The following is a 19254-nucleotide window of genomic DNA, read 5'->3' as shown; positions in this document are numbered from 1 at the left end:
CGGACGTTACAAGGTATTGATTTAAAAAGAGCTACTATTCCTTGGTGATTCTTTTAATCCGTTGGTCGCGAGTTCGAGTCTCGCCCGGCCTACCAGATAAACAATAACTTAGCTAGCACCTTAGGGTGGTCTAAGTTGTTTAAGGTTTATCTGGTTGCCGCTAGAAGTGGCTCGGTTTGTTAGGACAGGTTTTGGGGTTTCTTAAATGGAGTCCCTGCGGGTTGAGGTTATCCACGGCGCCTCCTGCCGCTTCCATGCGGCAGGAGGCGAGCGGCGCGGTGGGTAACCAATTTCGCATCACGCTGCTTGTGTCATCGGTTGTTGATCGAAGTATGCCATGTCCGGTGTCTTGCCTGCCAATGACGAATGCGGGTGCCGGGTGTTGTAGAAGTAAAAGTAGGTCGCCAGTTGTTGCCGAGCCTTGGCGACGCTCTCATAGGCGTGAAGATAGACGTGCTCGTACTTGACGCTCTTCCATATCCGCTCGACGAAGACGTTGTCGATCCAGCGGCCCTTGCCATCCATGCTGATACGGATGCCGTTGGCCGTCAGCACGCCGGTGAATTCGGCGCTGGTGAACTGGCTGCCCTGGTCGGTATTGAATATCTCCGGCCGGCCATACCTGGTGATGGCTTCTTCCAGGGCCTCGACGCAGAAGTCGGTGCTCATGCTGATCGACACGCGATGGGAAAGCATCTTGCGGGTTGCCCAATCGACGATGGCGACCAGGTAGACGAAGCCTCGGCGCATCGGAATGTACGTGATATCTGCCGCCCAACAATGATTGGGGCGATCAATGATGAGTCCCTTCAACAGGTACGGGTAGATCGGGTGCGCCGGGTGCGGTGCGCTGGTGTTGCGCTGGCGCGAGAGCGCGCTGATACCCATCTTCGCCATCAGCGTCGCGACATGCTGACGACCGGCCTTGATGTCTTCGAGTCTCAACATGTCGCGCAGCATCCTGCTGCCGGCGAAGGGGTAGTTCAGATGCAACTCGTCGATGCGTCGCATTAGCATCAGGTCAGCCGTGGAGGTCGGCCGTGGCAGGTAGTACAGATTCGAGCGCGAGATAGCCAGCAGTTCGGCTTGGCGATTCATCGGCAGTTCGTGGCTGGCGTCGGTCATTTCTTTGCGCTCGCATCGCCGATGCGACCGAGCGCGCCGGCCAAAAAATCAATTTCCAGAGCCTGCTGGCCAATTTTGGCTTGCATATCCTTCGCGCTCGGCCCCGTGTCCCGCTTCTCCGCCGGCGTCAGGAATACTTCAGTGGCACCTTCCAGCCGTTGCGCTCGCCACCGGGTGATCTGGTTGGGATGGATGTCGAATTTCTCGGCCAGCTCGGCCAAAGTCTTGTCCCCCTTCAACGCGGCAACCGCGACCTTCGCCTTGAATGCCGCCGTATGATTCCTTCTCGGTCTTCTCATTTCTGCTCTCCTTTCCCGGGCGTTTCACGCCCCTATAAGAGCAGGTTCTCCACTTATCCACCAGTCCTAATTTGTCAGGCCACTTCTGTTCAACTCGCTCACCTGTCCTGCGATATTTCTTGGATGCGATTTGAGTGGGTCGCATACAGACTTCCGCATCCGGCCAATACCAGCCATTCGCAATAATGAATGAAAGCCTTGCCCTCGCAACATCACGCATTGTACGGAGTTGCGCAGAGTGCAAGTGACGCCCAGTGCGGCTATTTCTTGCCGTACTGCGTCACGAGGTAGTTCACGATGGCGTCGATATTCGAATCTTCGATGGGTGCGCCCATCACCTTCTTCATCTTGACCACCTCGCCGCGCCATTGCTCGGCCGTAAGCGGCGGCTGCGTGGAGACATATTCGCTCGAATGGCAGATGAGGCAATCCTTCTGCACTAGATCGACACCAGTGCCGGGCTTGAATTGCGCAGTCTGGGGTGGCAAATCGATGGAGACGGTGCCTGTCATGGGAGTCGCTGCTTTCAGGGGAGACACCAGCACGAGCCCCAGCATGGCGATAAATGGAGATATTCGCATGGTCATGATTGGCTCCTCAGATCGCGTGGACACGGTAGGTTTCGACCACGTTGCGCATGTACCCGGCAGGATTCCAGCGTGGATCGAGGCGCTGGCTTTCGCCGTTGTTGTTGATGGCGACGCAGGCCAATTCATAGCTCATGCCTGCCTTGGGCTTGAATGCGGCCATCCATTGCCGGAAGCTGTATTTGCCATAGTCCTTGCTCAGGCGAGCTGCTTCCCAGTGCTTGCCGCCGTCAGTGCTAAACAGCACGCGGGTAATGCCATAGCCACCGTCAAAAGCGATGCCCTTTACTTCATGCACATGTCCGCCCTTGATCTTGGCCCCATCCGCCAGGCTGGTGATGAAGGAGCGGACATCCATGCGATTGATGGGCACGGTCTTGACGCCCTTTTCGCCCGGGGTGATGCAGGCGCATGGATTGTCCGGAATGCGATAGGCCGGCTTCATCCAGAAATTTGCGTCCTCCTTGTTGATTACCTCGACGTCATTAAGCATCTTGACCCAGTAGGTGGCGTACCAGCCTGGCACGATCAGCCGCACCGGGTAACCATTCAACAGCGGCAAGGGCTCGCCGTTCATCCGGTAGGCCACCAGCACGTCTTCACCCAATGCTATATCCATATCCAGGGCCTTGATGAAATCGGGGGTAGCGGGTAATACCGGGTCTTCGGCACCATTTAAGCGGACCTGGACGGCATCGGATTCCAGTCCCGCCTTGTTCAGGATGTCGCGCAGTCGCGCCCCTTTCCAGAGGGCATTGCCCATGGCGCCATTGCTCCACTCACCGCCGGGAACGCGCGGGTTGAACAAACCCCGGCTGTTGCCGGAGCATTGGCATACTGCCGCGATTTCGACGGGCTCGAAGTTGTTTTCCAGGTCCGTCACGCTCAGGCTCATTGGCTGCTTGACCCTGCCATGGACCTGCGTACGAAATGTCGTCGCATCGACGCTGGTCGGCACGCCAGCCAGGTGCCATCGGACGAAGAACGCGTCGTTGGCGGTGAACGCACCTTCATTGAAGTTATGAAATGGCGTTTCCAACTGGACGGGGCGCGAAGTCAGGAGGATTAATTCCCGCTTCTGCGGATAGATCGCCAGCTCGCGTTTGCCATTGACCATCGGCAGATCGATGCTCTTGGCCGCCGCATCGCTCACGCCAAAGCGCCCTAGCGCGCCAAGGCCGCCCATCGCACTGCCCGCGAGGAAGAAGTCGCGCCGTGACATGGATTTACCGCTTGCGGGAGGAAGTTTTTTTCTTGAAAGTCCATCGCCTGACTCCTTTCAATACCCCGTCAGTCTCATACCGGGGAAGCACACATTGAGCCCCGTCTCGACCCCTGCATCCTGGGGAAGGGACAGGCCGGGAAAGAAAAAGGGCATCAACCTCATCGATCAATGTCCGGCCAAGATGATTAACTACTCTAGTTATTTCATAGCAAATTTTTGAATAAATGCCAAAACTATTTTTAAGCGCATTGATGCAAAGAGGTATGCGCCTACGTTGGACGCGACGGATCACTTTGGATCGGTAACCGCCAGAACAACTTTCATTTATCATTAGACGGAATTCGGCCAGAACCTACCGTTCAAGAGCACTCGAATTATCCTCATTGAATGTCTGCTGTTCTTCGCATTGCTGGCATTCGCCTAGTCCAGGAGAAGTGAGGCTTTTCACATAGGCGCTTCCCGAGTTCAACTGCAGCGCCGAGATTTACTTCCTCCTGAAGTTGCTTGAATGAACGGTAACATCTGCCGTAAGGTGGGCGCGATACGGACTTTTACTACCCATGGCATCCATACCAATGACGACTCCTAAAATGCATTCCTGCTTTCCTCGGTGGCATGCTCACTCAAAGATCAATCCGAAAACTTGGGCAAGAGAGCCGGCCCCGTTTGATTGGACAGGATTTCCACGGAGATATAAGTGGAGCCTTGCGGTGTAGCGATATCCACGGTGCGGCCCGCCGAAGGTCCTTCTAGACCGTAGGCGGGATGCGCGGTGGATAACGCGGTCATCATGCTGCGATGCTTTCCTGCGGCAGACCGGCGAAGTAAATCGCATCCGGTGTCTTGCCATCAAGCGACTGATGCGGTCGGCGGCTGTTGTAGAAGTTCAGATAGGCGCCCAGGCTGGTCTTGGCGATCGATACCGAGTCATAAGCCTTGAGGTAGACCTCTTCGTACTTGACGTTCTTCCACAGCCGTTCGACGAAGACGTTGTCACGCCAGCAGCCCTTGCCATCCATGCTGATCTGAATGCCCTGTCCCTTGAGCAGCCCGGTGAATTCGTTACTGGTGAATCCCCGCTTCGGGGGACTTCGTTGGCTGCCCTGGTCGGTGTTGAATATCTCCGGCTTGCCGTGGCGCGCAATGGCTTCCCGTACGGCGTCCAGGCAGAAATCTGTCGTCGGGGTATTGGAGACTCGCCAGGACAGTACGCGGCGGCTGTACCAATCGAGTATCGCCACCAGATAGACAAAGCCCCGGCGCATCGGGATGTAGGTGATGTCGGTTGCCCAGACTTGGTTGGATCGATCGACCGTCAGATTCCTAAGCAGGTAGGGATAGATGGGGCGGGCGCCATGTTGCTTGCTCAAGTTCGGCTTGCGGTACAGCGCTTCGATGCCCATCTTCTTCATCAGCGTGCCGACGTGCTTGCGCCCGATCCGATGACCTTCCCGGCGCAACATGTCACGCAGCATTCGTGCGCCGGCGAACGGATATTCCAGATGCAGCTCGTCGATCCGGCGCATCAGCGCCAGATCCGCCGGTGAGGTCGGTGGTGGCGTGTAGTAGGCAGTGGAACGCGCCAGTTCGAGAATCTGGCATTGCCGGGTGACCGGCAGATCGTGGGGGCGGTCAATCATCGCTTTGCGCTCAGCAGGCTCGCCTTGGTGAGCGCGCTTTCTAAAAAATCATTCTCCAAGGCCAGTTGCCCGATTTTGGCGTGCAGCTTCGTCAGGTCCGGCGCCGCGGCCTGCGCCGTGCTGTCGCCAAACATTTGGGCCGAGCGTTCCAGCAGTTGGCTCTTCCAGTCCGTGATCTGATTGGGATGGACATCGAATTGCTGCGCCAATTCCGCCAACGTCTTGTCGCCCTTCAATGCCGCTATCGCCGCTTGTGCCTTAAATGTGGCAGAGTGATCCGCCGTTTCCTTCTTGCCATGTGCTTGCTCCATTTCATGGCCCTTCCGGGCCTTGGGTTGAGCAAAGCTATCACTTATCTCCCTGTCCGAATTCCCGGGGCCGGCTCTCATTTCTGAGGATCGCAATATTCTTGCCGCCTCTAATGCCGAGTGTTCGTTTCGGAAAAGGTACTTAATTACGAGGGGGATTACCGGTGACTATTGTCACGGAGGGCATTTGCCTTTTTGGCACAATGGAGTACGCTTTATATAGTAAGCAGTTTTCCAGGGAGGGGATTGGCAATTGGAACTTATTAATATCGTGCTGCATCTGGTAGCTCCCAGGCCGCTCTTGGTAATCGCTGTCATGGTGTCGGCGTTGTCCGTTTGTGTCCGCTACTACACTATCGAAGCCGTTAATTTGAAGAGAGTCTCTCGTCAGCGCTCGACTTTTTACGGAAACTGCATGGGAATCGCTACGGCGATATTTACTTTCCCCACGGCGGTTCAGATTGTCGCCACGTCGACAGGCAACATTTAACTAATAAATCACGGAAACCGGATGCCCCTCGGCAAAGCGTCGCCTTGAACGTGCTTTGCTCATTTTCCGTCACAACGGCGTTTTGTTTCAAGTAACTGCACCTCGCAGCGTTTTTTGAGTCGCACGCATTGACATTTGCTCCGCGCGACACCGACAATTGCACTGGTTTCGCGCTGCCGCTGGCAGCGAGGGCCGGATTGTCCTGAGCAAGCCGACAATTCGGCGATTTTGGAAAGATGGTGATGTACCTTTCAAGCCACCGGCCGGAACCTTAAATCGCATTCTATATTCCTGTCGCGTCAGCTTTCAATTGCGAGCGCTATCGCGGTACTCTTTGTTTCCCCCAATCCTGCACCAAGGAAACGATCATGAAACTATATTACGCTCCAGGCGCCTGTTCGCAGTCGCCGCATATCGTGTTACGTGAATCGGGACTGAAGTTCGATCTCGAAAAAGTCGATCTCAAGACCAAGAAAACCGAAACCGGCAAGGACTATCTCACTATCAATCCGAATGGTTATGTGCCTGCGCTCGAAATCGCAGCGGGCGACGGACTTACCGAGGTGCCGGCGATTTTGCAGTACATCGCCGACCAGGCCCCCGCCGCCAAACTGGCGCCGGCGAATGGCACGCGCGAGCGCTACACGCTGCAATCGTGGCTCAACTTCATTGGCACTGAAATCCACAAGGGCTTCGGCGCCTTGTTCAATCCCGCCACACCTGGCGACTACAAGCTTGTCGCCAAAGCCCAGTTGGAAAAACGTCTCGCCTATGTGGACAAGCATCTAACCCGCAACGACTACTTGATGGGCGGCTGCTTCAGCGTTGCCGACGCCTATCTGTTTGTGACCAGCGGCTGGTCGTCTTATGTCGGCATCGATCTGGCGCAATGGCCGGCGCTGTCGCGCTTTCGCGATCGGGTCGCTGCACGGCCAGCAGTTCGGGCCGCACTCAAGGCAGAGGGCTTGCTCAAGTGAGTATTTTATTCGCGCCGCGCGGTCATCGCGCGACTCAGGTTCTGCTGATCATCCGGCGTCAGCACACGGGCAGCGAGCGGCAGTAATTCAGTGTTTTCGTGTGCGATATGGGCGCGATAAATCGCACTCATGGATTCAACATCGGCGCGCAACAACGCCGCGGCATCGCCGCCTGTGACGCGTTCCAGTTGAGCAAGCACGATGGTGCGCGCAACTGTCATTTGTTCGTGATCGTGCAACAGCTCGGCGATCAATGCTTCCGTGCGCGGCTGGTCGCCAGCGCGCAGGCGCAGCAGCGGAAACAGGTTTTCTTCTTCGTCGGCGTGATGGTTGTTGCCCGCAGTATTGAAGTAGCGCAGCACCGCAGTTGCCGCCTGGCGGGCCTGAGTGTCGGCGCCATGTTGCGGCAGATGATCGAGCAGCCGCGCCAGGGTTTGCAACTGGCTCTCGATACGGCCATGGCAGGCTTCGAGAATTTCCAGCGGTTCGTCAAGACTGGGAGCGGAGGGAAGAAGGGAATCGCTCATGGTGGACTCATCGTAGCCCTAAATTGCTCCTCATGCATAATTTGTCGCCCGCCAACCAATTTCGACTGAATCTCCTTGCGCATCGGTACCCCTCTCTCGCCTTCCGCCACCCCCTTCTTCTGCGAGCCCATCGGCCATATGCAGGTAGCGGGCGACTATGTCGAGTCATGGCAACCGATGGCGATGTCGCCAACGGCGCTGGAGCGTTTGCGCGAAATTGCTCAAGCGATTACTTCCAGCCTCGGCGGGCGCGGCATCTTCGGTGTCGAATTGTTCGTCAAGGGCGACCAGGTCTGGTTCTCCGAAGTCAGCCCGCGACCGCACGACACCGGGCTGGTCACGCTCTGTTCGCAGCGCCTGTCTGAATTCGAGTTGCATGCGCGCGCGATCCTCGGCCTGCCGGTCGACGTGGCGTTGCGCCGCCCCTGCGTTTCAGCCGTGATCTACGGTGGACTCGCAGCGAAGGGCATCGCCTTCGAAGGCATCGAAAAGGCGCTCGCCGTGCCGGAATCCGACCTGCGCCTGTTCGGCAAGCCGGAAAGTTTTCTCAAGCGGCGTATGGGTGTCGCGGTAGCGAATGCTGACAACACCGACGAAGCACGGGTTAGGGCAAGGCAGGCGGCAACGCTTGTCAAACCTGTCAAAGCATAAGTCCACCACAGAGGACGCGAAGGACGCAGAGAGAAACCATTATGGCAAAGCATTCCTCTGTGTCCTCCGCGCCCCCTGTGGCGAAAGATTCTGGATTTTCCCGTCGGTTGATCATTTGGCACCGCGATCATGGCCGCCACGACCTGCCCTGGCAGAACACGCAAGACCCCTATCGCGTCTGGCTTTCCGAGATCATGCTGCAGCAGACGCAGGTGGCGACCGTCATTCCGTATTACGAAAAATTCCTTGCGCGTTTTCCGACGCTCAAAGCGCTGGCGGCGGCGCCGGTCGAAGCCGTGATGGGCTTGTGGAGCGGCCTTGGCTACTACGCGCGGGCGCGCAACCTGCACGCCTGCGCACAAGCGATCATGCATCAGCATGGCGGGATGTTTCCGCACGACGCCGAAACGATTGCGCAACTTCCCGGCATCGGTCGTTCGACGGCAAACTCGATTGCGGCCTTCTGCTTCGGCGCACGAAAACCGATTCTCGACGGCAATGTCAAACGTGTATTGACACGGCAGTTCGGCATCGAAGGTTTCCCCGGTCAGACGGCGGTGGAAAAAAAATTGTGGGCGCTGGCCGAAGCGCTGCTGCCGAAGAAAAATGCCGGCATCTACAATCAGGCGCAGATGGACCTCGGTTCGCTGATCTGCACGCGCAGCAAGCCGCTGTGCGACAAATGTCCGGTCGACGTGACTTGCGTGGCGCGGCAGCGGAACCGGGTTGCCGAACTGCCCGCGAAAAAACCCAAACGTGCAATTCCCGAACGCGACGTGACCTTGCTGATGCTGGTTAATGACAGCAGCGTGCTGCTCGAGTTGCGCCCCTCGAGCGGCATCTGGGGCGGCCTGCTGTCACTGCCTGAATTGCCGCCGGATGCGGATGCGGGTGACTATGCGAAATCAAGGTTCGGTTGCCGTCCCGGCAAATGGCTGGAACTACCTGTGCTGACGCACACTTTCACGCATTTCCGTCTACGCATCTCGACCTTGCGCGCCGAAGTTGAAGGTGAACTTCGCGCCATGGAAAATGCGCAGCGCTGGATCGGCCTCGACGAACTCGCCGAAGCGCCGCTGCCGGCACCGATCCGCGCCATCTTGAGCAAAGATCTATCGTGACGGGTTGAGCAGACCCTTGTCGAGCAAAAGCTGGTGTACGGCATCAAGCCGCACAACGTGATCGTCCAGTTCGAGCAACTTCTGCTTGTCCGGCAGGCCGATGGGCAACAACTCGCAGAGCCGGTAGCCGACCCACACTGAATCGTCGAGGCGAAGAGTCTGGAACAGCATCGTATCCGCGATGTTGTCGATAATGCGCGAAAGCAGGCTGGCAAGAAATTCGTGCCGCGCATCAAGTGGCGCCGGCCCCGCGTCTTCAAATACCTCAATGTCGGCACGCTGCAGACCCGAGGCTTCAATGCGGCGCGACACAATATGAAAGCGTTGTTCGCCGTGACAGCGCACCTGCAGTATCCCGGTCTGGGGCATATCCCAACGCGCTATCCGCGCCAGGGTGCCAATCCCATGCGGCAACGCCGGCGCGCCAGTTTCGCGGCCGCTTGCTATCAGGCAGACACCGAAGGGCGCATCATTCTTGAGGCAGGCTTTCACCATGTCCATGTAGCGCTGCTCAAAAATTTTCAGTGGCAGCCTGCCGCCGGGGAACAGCACGGTTTCCAATGGAAACAGCGGCACGTCATTCACGATTGCCATTGTTGCTCCGCGTCACCCCAGTACGCTTGGGTAAATTCGTCTCAGGAGACTTGCGTGTCTTCGCCATAGGCTTCCCTTCGGTTATCCCACTGGAATTTCTTTCAGTCATCCCGCGGGGATTCCCTGTAGTCATTGCGCCAGCGCGCGGTGCCGTACCAGAACTCGCGCAGAATTGGCGAAATTCGCGGTGAAATGTTTGGCCAGCCACTCGGCGAGGAACACCGAGCGATGCTGGCCACCGGTGCAACCGATGGCCACGGTGAGATAGGCGCGGTTATCGCGCAAATAGGCCGGCAGCCAGTCGGCGATGAAGCGACGCATATCTTCCGCCATTTTCATCACTTCCGGCTGTCCGTGCAGGAAGGCGGCAACCATGGGGTCGTGTCCGGTAAGCGGGCGCAGTTGCGGGTCATAGTGCGGATTAGGCAGGCAGCGGACATCGAACACGATATCCGCGTCGAGCGGCAAGCCATGCTTGAAGCCGAAGGATTCGAACAGCAGCGTGAAGCCGCTGCCGGATTCGATAGCGGCGAATTCCTTGATGAAAGTGCGTAAGGCATTGGGCCGCAAGTAGCTGGTATCGATGCGATGGCCAAGCCCGGCCAGCACTTCGACAGCCTGACGTTCGCAGGCGATGGCTTCGGCCAGCGTGGTGTCCTCGTCGGCGAGCGGGTGCCGGCGCCGCGTTTCCGAGTAGCGCTGGATCAATACCTGATCGCTGGCATCGAGAAAAATCAGGCGCGGCGTCACCGAGCCCTCCGCTTCGATATCGCGCAGCAGCTTTGGCAGGGCCGCGAGGCTGGCGCCGCCACGCATGTCCATCGCGACAGCGGCGCGATCATGACCTTCCGCTTTGAGCTGCATTACCAATTGTGGCAGCAGGGTGGCCGGCAAGTTGTCGACGCAGTAATAACCGGCGTCTTCGAGCACATGCAGGGCGACGCTTTTGCCCGAGCCGGAAAGTCCTGTGATGAGGAGGAGTTGCATGGCCGACAGAATATCAGCGCTTTTCGCCGCGTGCGCGAATCCAGGCAGCGAAAGTCGCTTCTTCGAGTTCGCCGGCGGCGAGCGACAACATGGTCAGTGTCGCCTCCGCCTGTGAAGCATTCAGGCGATAGCCATTGACACGTAAAAACAGGCCGACCGCGAGGAAGGCGACACGTTTCCTGCCATCGACGAAGGCATGATTCTGTGCCAGTCCCGAACCATAGGCAGCGGCAAGATCGGCAAAATCAGGTTCTCCGCAAGCCGCCAGATTGAGTGGGCGCGCCAAGACCGAATTGAGCAATCTCTCATCGCGCAGACCAGCCGTCCCGCCGTGTTCGGCAAGACTTTCATCATGCAACAGCAACAGGGCTCCCCAATGGCACGATAAACCTGAAGGGGACTTGGCCATGTGGCAAGCCGAACCGCTACGGCCTTTCAGTCCTCGCTGTGACTGAAGAGAATCCCTGTGGGATGGCCAACGGGAATCCCCGTGGATGACCAACTTGTCGGTCACTGCCTCAGTCGCTTCCTTCATGGCAACCATAATGGATGACTTTGGCAATGCCTGCCTTCCTTCACTTGACGAAATTTATCGCCGCTTCCTTTTCCATGCGCTTGCGGGTCTTGACCGGGATATAGTTGCAGAATGGTTCCTCGGCCAGGTAGTCGCCATACACCGCGTCGGCACGAGCGCGGCAACCGCCGCAGACGTTGATGTACTCGCACTCGCCGCACTTGCCGGTGTATTTCTTGAAATCGCGCAGCTCGTTGAAGACTTTCGAGTTGAACCAGAGATCCTTGAACTTGACCTGCTTGACGTTGCCCACCGAAGAGTGGAAATAGGAGCAGGGCTTGAGGTTGCCGAAGCAGTCGATGAGACAGATGGTCTGCGCGGCGATGCAACCCTTGCCGCCACCGGTGGAAAAGGTCAGCGAGCGGCGCTTGAACTTCTCGCCTTCGGCCTTGGCTATCTGCGGCACGATGCGGTAGTAATGCGGTGCGCAGGTCGGACGCATCAGGATCTCGTTCTCGATCTTCTCCTGCTGGTAATGCCAGGAGAGAATTTCCTCGTAATCTTCCTTGGTGATGAGCTCGCTCATGATGTCCTCACCGCGGCCGGTGGGGACGATCATGAACATGTACCAGGCGGTCGCGCCCAGGGACTTGGCGGTCTTGAAGGTGGCGCCGATGTCGTGCTGGTTGCGCTTGGTGAAGGAGGAGTTGATCAGGAACTTGATACCGTAGCGCTTCAAGGTCTCGGCGCCGCGCACGACACCAGCGAAGGCGCCCGGGGAGGCGCGAAAGTCGTCGTGTATCGCTGCGCAGGAGCCGTCAAGCGACAGCGAGACCATCTTGATGTCGGCCTCGATCATCTTGCGGCAGACCTCGTCCGTGATGAGGGTGCCGTTGGTGGCCATGCACATGCGCAGCCCCTTGGAAGTGCCGTAGCGGGCGATCTCGAAGATGTCCTTGCGGATCAGGGGTTCTCCGCCGGAGAGCACCATGACCGGTTTGCTGACTTCGCAGATGTCGTCGATGAGCTGGAAGGCTTCCTGCGTCGAGAAATCTCCCTCGGACGACAGCATGTCCGAGGAGCAGCGACAGTGCACGCATTTGAGATTGCAGCGCTGGGTCGTTTCCCAAGCCAGCCACTTGGGGATGAATTCTTCATTTTTTGCTGACATTGCCATTCGCCGCTGTAGAAAGTGTGATTTTCGATACTACTATTCTCTGGGCAGCTGTGTCAGCCTTGATAAAACCATACTCAAGAAGTGGTCTTGGCTTCGGTGATGAGGGACTTATTCAGCGTTTTCCTGATTGTTTCTTGCCCCTGCCGCGTCCTGCAGCGGTGATTTTTTGTTCGGAACACCGCTAAATGCATTACATTAATCAATTCGAATCCATTTCAAGCAAGGGCAACACATGGCAAACAAAGGGCAAAATCTACAAGACCTGTTCCTGAACATACTGCGCCGCGAGCACATTCCGGTATCGATGTTTCTCGTCAATGGCATCAAGCTGCAAGGCCAGGTGGAATCCTTCGACCAGTATGTGGTTCTGCTCAAGAGCGCGGCCACACAGATGGTCTACAAGCATGCGATTTCGACGATAGTACCCGCGCGCATTATTAACATCGCAGATGAAGCCGCCGCTGAATGAAGTTTGATTCGGAATCGCAGCTTCCCGGATAACTTATCCGGACTTGATCGAGCCGGAGGGATAAGCTGGCAGTGTGCTGAGACGCGGATCCTCCACGGCACCGCCCACGGTGAAGTGATAGAGGCTTTGCCAGGCGCTGTCTTCCAGTCCGAGCAGCGCATGCATCTCGTCGTCGAGGAAGCAACCGATGCCGGTACCGCGCAGACCGACAGCCTCGGCCTCCAGATAGAGCACCTGTCCCAGCATGCCGCACTCCCAGTGCAGCGCGCGATAGCGCCATGGCGCGCTGGCCGCGATCTCGTAATGGGCCAGCATGCCCAGGGCAAAGCAGGAATCGGCGGCGATGTCCTGATCGCACGAAATACCGCGCGCCACGTCGCGCAGATCATACGGAACCAGCAAATAAAGCGGCAGACCGGGCGGGCCGGTTTTCTGCCATAGCCAATCCGCGCGCAGCGCCGCCTGTAACATAGCCAGCGCCTGCGGATTCCTGACCAGCAGGTATAGCCCCGGTTCAAGGCCGTCAACCCGATGCACGAAAATAGCCGGATGGACTTCCGCCGGCCAGGGCCAGGCGGACCATGGCGGCGCGGCAGCGCGGGGTAAGGTCGCATCGAGTAGCGCGAAGAATTTGCCGGCGCTGATTCGCGTCGTCGCATCGAAGCTGACTGCGCTGCGCCGCTGTCGAATGAGAGTTGCGGCAGGAAAATCGCCCGCCACATCTGTTGCAACAGGCGCAGCCGCGACGTATCCCGCCTCGTCCGGCAGCACCATCACATGCGGCTTGACCGTGACCTTGACGACCTGCTCGATATCGGGCCAGTCAACATGACCGGGACTCAAGCGATTGGACCTGCCATGGAACTGCGCGGGAGCAGGCGGCAGCGCAGGCAATTCGCCCGGGCCGATCCACAACAGGCAATCAGGCTGTTCCCGCTCCGCGAGCCCCATATCGCGGTCAAGCCCAAGCAACGCCGCAATCTCCGTATCGGGCGGCGCCGCCAGTAGCCGCGCACGCCAGCCCAGTGCCGCCGCGGCAAGGCTGACTGCGGCGAGTGCATGGCCGCAATCCTCCTGGCAGTAGCGGAAGGCGCGCATGCCGTACTTCCACGCCTCGCGCCAGGCGATGCTGGTCAGGCCGATGAATATGCCATTAAGATCCTGCGGCGCATCCCAGACGCCACGCTGCTCCAGCGTGTGATCGCAGCTCACGTAGTGATAAACCCCTGCCGCAAGACCCGGCATGTTGCCGCTGGCGAGATAGCCTTCGGTGGGATGCAAATTGCCGCTGGAGGGATTGCAGCGCAGGGCCCAGGTGGCGCCAGCGTGGGACTTCCAGGCAGAGATGGCCAGCGACAATTCAAACAGCATGCCGACCGAGTCAAGGTCGAGCGCGTGCGGCGGCGGCAGGTTTCCGTTGCGCAGCGCGTTGTAGCTTGTTTTCAGCCCGTCCGCGCGAAGTGGCAAGTCGATGCGCCGGGTTCCCTCGTAACGGCGAAAGGGATCCGGCTGATTGGCCCAGTCCAGCCATCCCGGCCCGGGCGCGTAACGGCCGGGACGATGCTTGCTGCGTTCGTGGTAATCGGAGAGCGTGTAATCTGCCATAACGGAAACTTGAAAACGTGATCCGGCTTAGCTGGTCATCTTCTGCCGGCTTGCCGGATCCTGACGATAGAACAATACCAGTTGTTCATAGACCGCCGGGAACTGTTGATGCAAGGTGTGCGGAGCGGTGAAGAAATATTCGCTCGCCACGGCGAAGAACTCTTCCGGCGCCGTCGCGCCATATGCATCGATGCCGGAGTAAAGCTGCTGCTCCTGTTGCCGCTGCAAGCGGTTGAATGCATCGCTGAACGCCTCCGTCCACTGCTGCCGCGCCATATCCGGATGCAGCGGCGGCATACCGTTGGCGCTGCCGTCCCGCATGTCCAGCTTGTGGGCAAATTCATGCACCACGACATTGAAGCCGGGCTCGGGCGCGGCGAGGTCGCGGGCAACATCGTCCCAGGAGAGGATCACCGGCCCGCGCGACCAGGACTCGCCGCTCAATATGCTCTCCTGACGCGAGACCAGCCCGATGGTATCGGTGCTGTCTCGCACCACCCGGAAAGCCCCGGGATAAATCACCACCCCGACCCAGTCGTCATAGCAATCGAGGCCGAGTTGCAAAATCAGCAGGCAAGCCTGGGCGGCCACAGCGAGCGCCATTTCCGCGGACACGGTCAGGCCCCGCACCCCGCTGAATTCCTTGCGCCGCAGGAACAGGGCGGACAGCTCGCGCAAATGGGCCCTTTCCACGGCGGAAAGGGCCCGGAAGATAGCAGCCTCGCGCATCAGCCTGTTCCACGCGTCGCGGGGAACGGGATGGTATCTGAGCGTGTGGCGAATACGCTTATGTGCGAACCATTTCATGGTCATAATGGAACCACTTCATGCGACTCAGGAGGTCACGAAACTGTGGGGCAAAAGCTTGCATGGATCTTCAGGCTCGCATCCTGACATACATGGGGAGACTCCAGTCCGTGTCCGCGATGTCACGAATCCAGCACCGGGCCAAACGGCACGGCCGCGTTAGCCGGTGCGTGCGGCTGCTTGTCATCGTCGTCCTTTTGCTTGTGGGAGTTCCCGTCATGTTCCAGGATCGCCTGATCTACTACCCCGACCATCCGCTGCTGTCCACTGTGCTTGCCGGCGCCCGCAGCAGCGGCCTGGTGCCGTGGCCGGGCCAGGATGACTACCGCGGCCTGCTGCGCGAACCCGCAGGCAAGGCCTGCGGCACGGTGATGCTGTTCCACGGCAATGCCGGGCATGCGGGGCACCGCGCCTGGTATGCCGACGAGTTTGCCCGCCGCGGTCTGCGCCTGATCCTGGCCGAATATCCGGGCTATGGCCCGCGCTCCGGCAAGCTCGGCGAAACGGCGCTGACCGCCGACGCCAGCGCAATCCTCGCCCTGGTCCGCCGTCAGTTTCCGGGGCCGCTGCTGCTTGCCGGCGAGTCGCTGGGCGCGGGTATCGCCGCGGCAGTGGCGCAAAGCGCCGCTGCCGACGCCCTGCTGCTGATCACGCCCTGGGACGATCTGCGCAACGTCGCGCGCCATCACTACCCCTGGCTTCCGGCCGACTGGCTATTGGGCGACCGCTATGACAATGTCGCCAACCTGGCCGGCTATCGAGGCCGTGTCGCCGTGGTCATCGCTGCACGCGACAGCATCGTGGATGCGGGAGAAGTTATAATTTATAAATCAGGGTAAAGCATCTTCAGACTGGCTCAAGGGCCTCTTCAGGCAGGGATGGTCGAGTTGTTTATCCGTATTGGGCCGGGGCGCCGATGTCCCCGGCATTTCCTTGTCTTTACGTTTGGAAAATCATGATCAACTTGGCTGCGGGTCGTTGGGCCGGATTTGGTATTGCCGGTAATTTTGCGGGGCATCTGGAGCAGGCGGGCGAGGTCAGGGATTTCGCAACCCTAAAAAAAACCGGTGCAGGCCCCAAGGGAATGTTTCCCTTCCATCTGTCCATCGAGGGACATTTCCTGGCCGTCGATCCGGTCTCCAGTTCCGCTATGGTTCTACCCGAGGGTGCCCAAGTCCAGGGCGAACCGGAAGTGGCGCTGGCCTGCGAACTTCACTACACCGCCGGAAATGTTGTGAGGGTAAAACCATTGGCATTTGCCGCCTTCGATGACGCCTCGATCCGCCGCGAGGGCGCGCCCAAGATCAGCGTCAAGAAGAACTGGGGGCCCGACTCCAAGGGACTTTCTTCCCGCTGGATCAAGCTTGCCAATGGTCTCGATTCCGGTTCGGGGCTGGATTCGTGGCGGATTGCCTCGTTCCTCGGACGGGATGGCGGCTGGAATGCATACGGCATTGACAGTCCGGTGGCGGGATACACGCTGTATGGGCCAGACCTGATTGCCTGGATCGAAGAGAAATTGACAGCGCAGGCCGACGAAGGGCCGCTTGAGAACCTGCCCCTGCTGCTTTCCAAAGCAGGCCGTCCGGAGCATGCGGTGATCGCCATCGGCGCCACGCGTTATACAACGCTGGGCGAGACCACCTACTTCCAACCCGGCGACAGCTTCGCGGTGGCCGTCTATGATCCCGAGAGGATCGATTCGACGCTATTGCCGGAATTGTGCTCGCGCAGTGAGTCGGTCGACGGCCTGTCGCTTCTGGTCCGCAAGGCCCATCGGATTTGAGTCCGCAAATTGAAGATTGACTGCGGCCACAAAACCCGTGGATACTCTCCACTGTGCAATTGGAATCTTTATTCTCAGGTAAAACCCCTACTCTCCGGGAGGAATTTATGGCCACGCAACTGGATGTTTCAAAATTGAATCTGCAGGATGCGCTCGATCTGGCCGTGCTGATCGAGAAGGAAGCGGAAGAGCGCTATCTTTTGTTTGTGGCCCAGCTCGGCGAACGATACCGCGGTGATGCGACGGATTTTTTCAGCATGATGGCGCGCAATGAGCAACGTCACGGGACAGAGCTTGCACAAAAAAGGCGGGCGCTTTTTGGCGACGCTCCTGCGCGAGTCACGGCGGACATGATTGAGGATATCGAAGCGCCGGATACCGGGAAACCCAGGCCCTTCATGTCTCCGCGGCATGCCCTGAATGTCGCCATGGAGTCTGAAGTCAAAGCCTATGATTTTTTTGATCAAACCTTGCCGGGCATTCAGGATCAGGCAGTGCGAAAGCTTTTCGAGGAACTCAGGGATGAGGAAAAAGAGCACCAGAGGCTGTTGACGGAACAGATGCCGAAATACCCCGATACGCTGGAGCCGGATGTCGACGCGGAGGACGTTGATACGCCTGCGTTGTAAAGACTCCTGTCGATAGCCGCATGCGCCCAGCCTCCCTGCGATGATGTGGCGCGCGGCAACCCTGGCCGGGATGGCTCCCGTTTTACTGGCGGGCTGCGTATTCCTGCCGCGCACCATCTCGGTTTACGACTCGGACTGCGAGATTTATGAAAGAAAAATGACGCTTGAGTCTTATCAGGTGGCGTCGATCTCAGGCTGCAGCAATGAGGGCTGTGTGGCATTGCTGACCGCGGTCGGCGCCATCTCGGCGGCCACCGCGGTGGTTTCCGGAAGTGTGGTTGTCGTGGGGAACGTCGTCTATTGGCTGGAAGAGAAGGGCCAATGCATGGATCGGAAGAAAAATCGGCCATCCGGATTCCGTGATTGACCATTCACCCTGCAGCACACAACGCCATCGTTTGCGGCTTGTGGTCAGCCTAAAGCGGTGCAAGGGGCCCATGTTCCTCCGCCTTCCGTGCCTAATTGGGCTGCACTGCTCGACAGAGGATCCGCGCCGGAATCCTGGAACTGCACCTGAATCTCCTTCACCTTCTTACCGTTTAACGGCAAAGCATCGGCATAGCCTTCGTCAAACTTCGAGCGCGAGAGCTTGCGCAACCAAGCAAAGGCCTCGCCCTAATGCAAGCCGTGGGGCACCCCTTCGCTGAATGGCTGTTTCTGGCAAACCTGACCGGCGACTTTGTGCCGGTGTGGCTGAAGTGATGGATTGGAAAGCGCCTTTGGTCAAGTTTCCATCAGGATAGCCGGCTTCCGGACAAGAACGGACATTTTAAATGTGTTCTTGATTTGCGTCACATCAGAAGAGTCATGGCAGGACTAGTCTATAAATATTGACCATGTGCGCCGTTGCCAGATGATGGGGTAGGCTGATATTCCAACGTTGCTTGTCATGGCGCGGGGCAAGGCAATCGCGTTTTACGGCCATCCTTCTTTATCAAGGAAACAGGAGATAAAAATGGAACTCCTTGAAAAACATTTCAAAGCGTTGACGTGGTTGATAGCGTCGTTGTTTGCCTTATTTGCGGCCGGATGTGGTGGCGGCGGCGGTGGTGGCGGCGGCGGTTTCTCCGGCCCTGTCATTTCAACACTTTCGTTTCCATTACAGACAGGCTATAAGAATCTTATTGCCAATGGCATGAATAAAACCTTTACGGTTTCTGGCACTTGTACCGGCTCCGGAACCGCTACAGCGGCACCCGCAACTACCGCGGCCGTGTTTGAAGGTGTTAATGGCTTTTCAGCCACAAATACTTTAACCATGTCTTTAACTGACTGTATTCCAGCATCCATTGCGGACAGCAGTACCGAATACTTCGACAGTAATTACATCCCATTAGGTTTTGATGACATATGTGTCGATTATGGCGTTTGGCTGACAGCCCCATCAATTCCGTCGTCAGTCAAGGTTGGCGATACCGGCAATATCGGTACTGAAACGTTGTACACGGATAGCACCAAAGCTGTTGGTGACGGCAGGCAAGACCTCAGTTATGTCGTTGAAAGAGATACCGCGAATACCGCCATCATCAATTTGATTACCAAGATTTATGACGTTTCCGGCGTACTTATCGGTACTGAACAGGATAAGTATCGAATTGACTCTGTCGGAACCCTTACTCCCATTTCTTTTGACATTCAGTTAACCAATGGGTCTTCAACGCATTTTGTTTTGAAGTTCTAGCACGCTTTGACCTCGCCATTGACGGGGTTGAGGTTGCAGTATCAGTTCGAGACTG

At 57.9% G+C, this 19254-nt stretch carries 20 protein-coding genes and 1 pseudogene; 9 read left to right on the top strand and 12 right to left on the bottom strand.

Annotated features, from left to right (window positions below; all coding sequences use genetic code 11):
* Positions 1-297 precede the first annotated feature (297 nt).
* From K5E80_RS12665 to K5E80_RS12645, 5 genes are all read right to left on the bottom strand, one after another.
* Positions 298-1424, bottom strand: a protein-coding gene (locus K5E80_RS12665; protein WP_220636496.1) for an IS3 family transposase whose coding sequence is annotated in 2 segments (ribosomal slippage) — positions 298-1166 and positions 1166-1424 — 1128 coding nt in all. Because the reading frame shifts where the segments join, the coding sequence is not laid out codon by codon here.
* A gap of 260 nt (positions 1425-1684) precedes the next feature.
* Complete coding sequence (sorB, locus tag K5E80_RS12660; protein WP_220636495.1) at positions 1685-2011, bottom strand: SorB family sulfite dehydrogenase c-type cytochrome subunit; 327 nt, start codon at positions 2009-2011, stop codon at positions 1685-1687.
* 10 nt (positions 2012-2021) lie between these two features.
* Positions 2022-3233 carry a SorA family sulfite dehydrogenase catalytic subunit gene (gene sorA, locus K5E80_RS12655; protein WP_220636494.1) on the bottom strand — a complete coding sequence of 404 codons (1212 nt, stop codon included), beginning with the start codon at positions 3231-3233 and terminating at the stop codon, positions 2022-2024.
* A gap of 633 nt (positions 3234-3866) precedes the next feature.
* Positions 3867-4028 carry a hypothetical protein gene (locus K5E80_RS12650; protein WP_220636493.1) on the bottom strand — a complete coding sequence of 54 codons (162 nt, stop codon included), beginning with the start codon at positions 4026-4028 and terminating at the stop codon, positions 3867-3869.
* Positions 4025-5187 (bottom strand): IS3 family transposase gene (locus tag K5E80_RS12645; protein ID WP_220636492.1). Its coding sequence is split into 2 segments (ribosomal slippage): positions 4025-4926 and positions 4926-5187, totalling 1164 coding nucleotides; the frame shifts between segments, so codons are not numbered across the junction. The genes K5E80_RS12650 and K5E80_RS12645 overlap by 4 nt, the downstream gene beginning before the upstream one ends.
* 855 nt (positions 5188-6042) lie before the next feature.
* On the opposite strand from K5E80_RS12645, the gene gstA reads away from it, so the two are divergent.
* Positions 6043-6651, top strand: coding sequence for a glutathione transferase GstA (gstA, locus tag K5E80_RS12640; protein ID WP_220636491.1), 609 nt, complete (start codon positions 6043-6045; stop codon positions 6649-6651).
* Positions 6652-6656: 5 nt separating this feature from the next.
* Here gstA and K5E80_RS12635 read toward each other — a convergent pair whose 3' ends face one another.
* Complete coding sequence (locus tag K5E80_RS12635; protein WP_220636490.1) at positions 6657-7178, bottom strand: hemerythrin domain-containing protein; 522 nt, start codon at positions 7176-7178, stop codon at positions 6657-6659.
* Between the two features lie 117 nt (positions 7179-7295).
* On the opposite strand from K5E80_RS12635, the pseudogene K5E80_RS12630 reads away from it, so the two are divergent.
* Both K5E80_RS12630 and mutY read left to right on the top strand, forming a co-directional pair.
* Positions 7296-7829, top strand: a pseudogene (locus K5E80_RS12630) (ATP-grasp domain-containing protein); the annotation flags it as partial.
* Between the two features lie 107 nt (positions 7830-7936).
* Positions 7937-8950: an A/G-specific adenine glycosylase gene (gene mutY, locus K5E80_RS12625; protein ID WP_246590979.1), complete on the top strand. Its 1014-nt coding sequence runs from the start codon at positions 7937-7939 to the stop codon at positions 8948-8950.
* On the opposite strand, the gene K5E80_RS12620 is transcribed toward mutY, so the two are convergent.
* From K5E80_RS12620 to K5E80_RS12605, 4 genes are all read right to left on the bottom strand, one after another.
* The gene (locus K5E80_RS12620) at positions 8942-9544 is read right to left on the bottom strand and encodes an LON peptidase substrate-binding domain-containing protein (protein WP_220636488.1); all 603 of its coding nucleotides are present in this window, start codon (positions 9542-9544) and stop codon (positions 8942-8944) included. The genes mutY and K5E80_RS12620 overlap by 9 nt on opposite strands.
* Positions 9545-9673: 129 nt before the next feature.
* Positions 9674-10531, bottom strand: coding sequence for an RNase adapter RapZ (gene rapZ, locus K5E80_RS12615; protein ID WP_220636487.1), 858 nt, complete (start codon positions 10529-10531; stop codon positions 9674-9676).
* Positions 10532-10544: 13 nt separating this feature from the next.
* Complete coding sequence (locus tag K5E80_RS12610) at positions 10545-10940, bottom strand: type II toxin-antitoxin system death-on-curing family toxin (RefSeq protein WP_220636486.1); 396 nt, start codon at positions 10938-10940, stop codon at positions 10545-10547.
* A 166-nt stretch (positions 10941-11106) separates the two neighbouring features.
* The gene (locus K5E80_RS12605; RefSeq protein ID WP_220636485.1) at positions 11107-12216 is read right to left on the bottom strand and encodes a radical SAM/SPASM domain-containing protein; all 1110 of its coding nucleotides are present in this window, start codon (positions 12214-12216) and stop codon (positions 11107-11109) included.
* 238 nt (positions 12217-12454) lie between these two features.
* On the opposite strand from K5E80_RS12605, the gene hfq reads away from it, so the two are divergent.
* A complete protein-coding gene (gene hfq, locus K5E80_RS12600; RefSeq protein WP_220636484.1) occupies positions 12455-12691 on the top strand; it encodes an RNA chaperone Hfq in 237 nt (78 codons plus the stop codon).
* Positions 12692-12724: 33 nt separating this feature from the next.
* Here hfq and K5E80_RS12595 read toward each other — a convergent pair whose 3' ends face one another.
* Together K5E80_RS12595 and K5E80_RS12590 are read right to left on the bottom strand one after the other, a co-directional pair.
* Positions 12725-14296, bottom strand: a complete 1572-nt coding sequence (locus tag K5E80_RS12595) for a SagB/ThcOx family dehydrogenase (protein WP_220636483.1) — start codon at positions 14294-14296, stop codon at positions 12725-12727.
* A 27-nt stretch (positions 14297-14323) separates the two neighbouring features.
* Entirely contained in the window at positions 14324-15103 is a 780-nt protein-coding gene (locus tag K5E80_RS12590; protein ID WP_246590978.1) for a M90 family metallopeptidase, read from the bottom strand.
* A 218-nt stretch (positions 15104-15321) separates the two neighbouring features.
* Here K5E80_RS12590 and K5E80_RS12585 point away from each other — a divergent pair, with 218 nt between their 5' ends.
* The 5 genes from K5E80_RS12585 (at position 15322) to K5E80_RS12565 (ending at position 19199) form a co-directional block, all read left to right on the top strand.
* Positions 15322-15942 carry an alpha/beta hydrolase gene (locus K5E80_RS12585; protein ID WP_220636482.1) on the top strand — a complete coding sequence of 207 codons (621 nt, stop codon included), beginning with the start codon at positions 15322-15324 and terminating at the stop codon, positions 15940-15942.
* Between the two features lie 116 nt (positions 15943-16058).
* On the top strand, positions 16059-16889 hold the full coding sequence (locus K5E80_RS12580; protein ID WP_220636481.1) for a DUF5718 family protein: 831 nt from the start codon (positions 16059-16061) through the stop codon (positions 16887-16889).
* A gap of 53 nt (positions 16890-16942) precedes the next feature.
* Entirely contained in the window at positions 16943-17518 is a 576-nt protein-coding gene (locus K5E80_RS12575) for a ferritin-like domain-containing protein (protein ID WP_220636480.1), read from the top strand.
* Positions 17519-17558: 40 nt separating this feature from the next.
* Positions 17559-17885 carry a hypothetical protein gene (locus tag K5E80_RS12570; protein ID WP_220636479.1) on the top strand — a complete coding sequence of 109 codons (327 nt, stop codon included), beginning with the start codon at positions 17559-17561 and terminating at the stop codon, positions 17883-17885.
* A gap of 588 nt (positions 17886-18473) precedes the next feature.
* Positions 18474-19199 carry a hypothetical protein gene (locus K5E80_RS12565; RefSeq protein WP_220636478.1) on the top strand — a complete coding sequence of 242 codons (726 nt, stop codon included), beginning with the start codon at positions 18474-18476 and terminating at the stop codon, positions 19197-19199.
* Positions 19200-19254 lie beyond the last annotated feature (55 nt).

The sequence above is a fragment of the Georgfuchsia toluolica genome, assembly GCF_907163265.1.
GTDB lineage: Bacteria > Pseudomonadota > Gammaproteobacteria > Burkholderiales > Rhodocyclaceae > Georgfuchsia > Georgfuchsia toluolica.
Note: the sequence above shows the minus strand (reverse complement) of the source record. Positions and strands in the feature narration are given on the sequence as shown.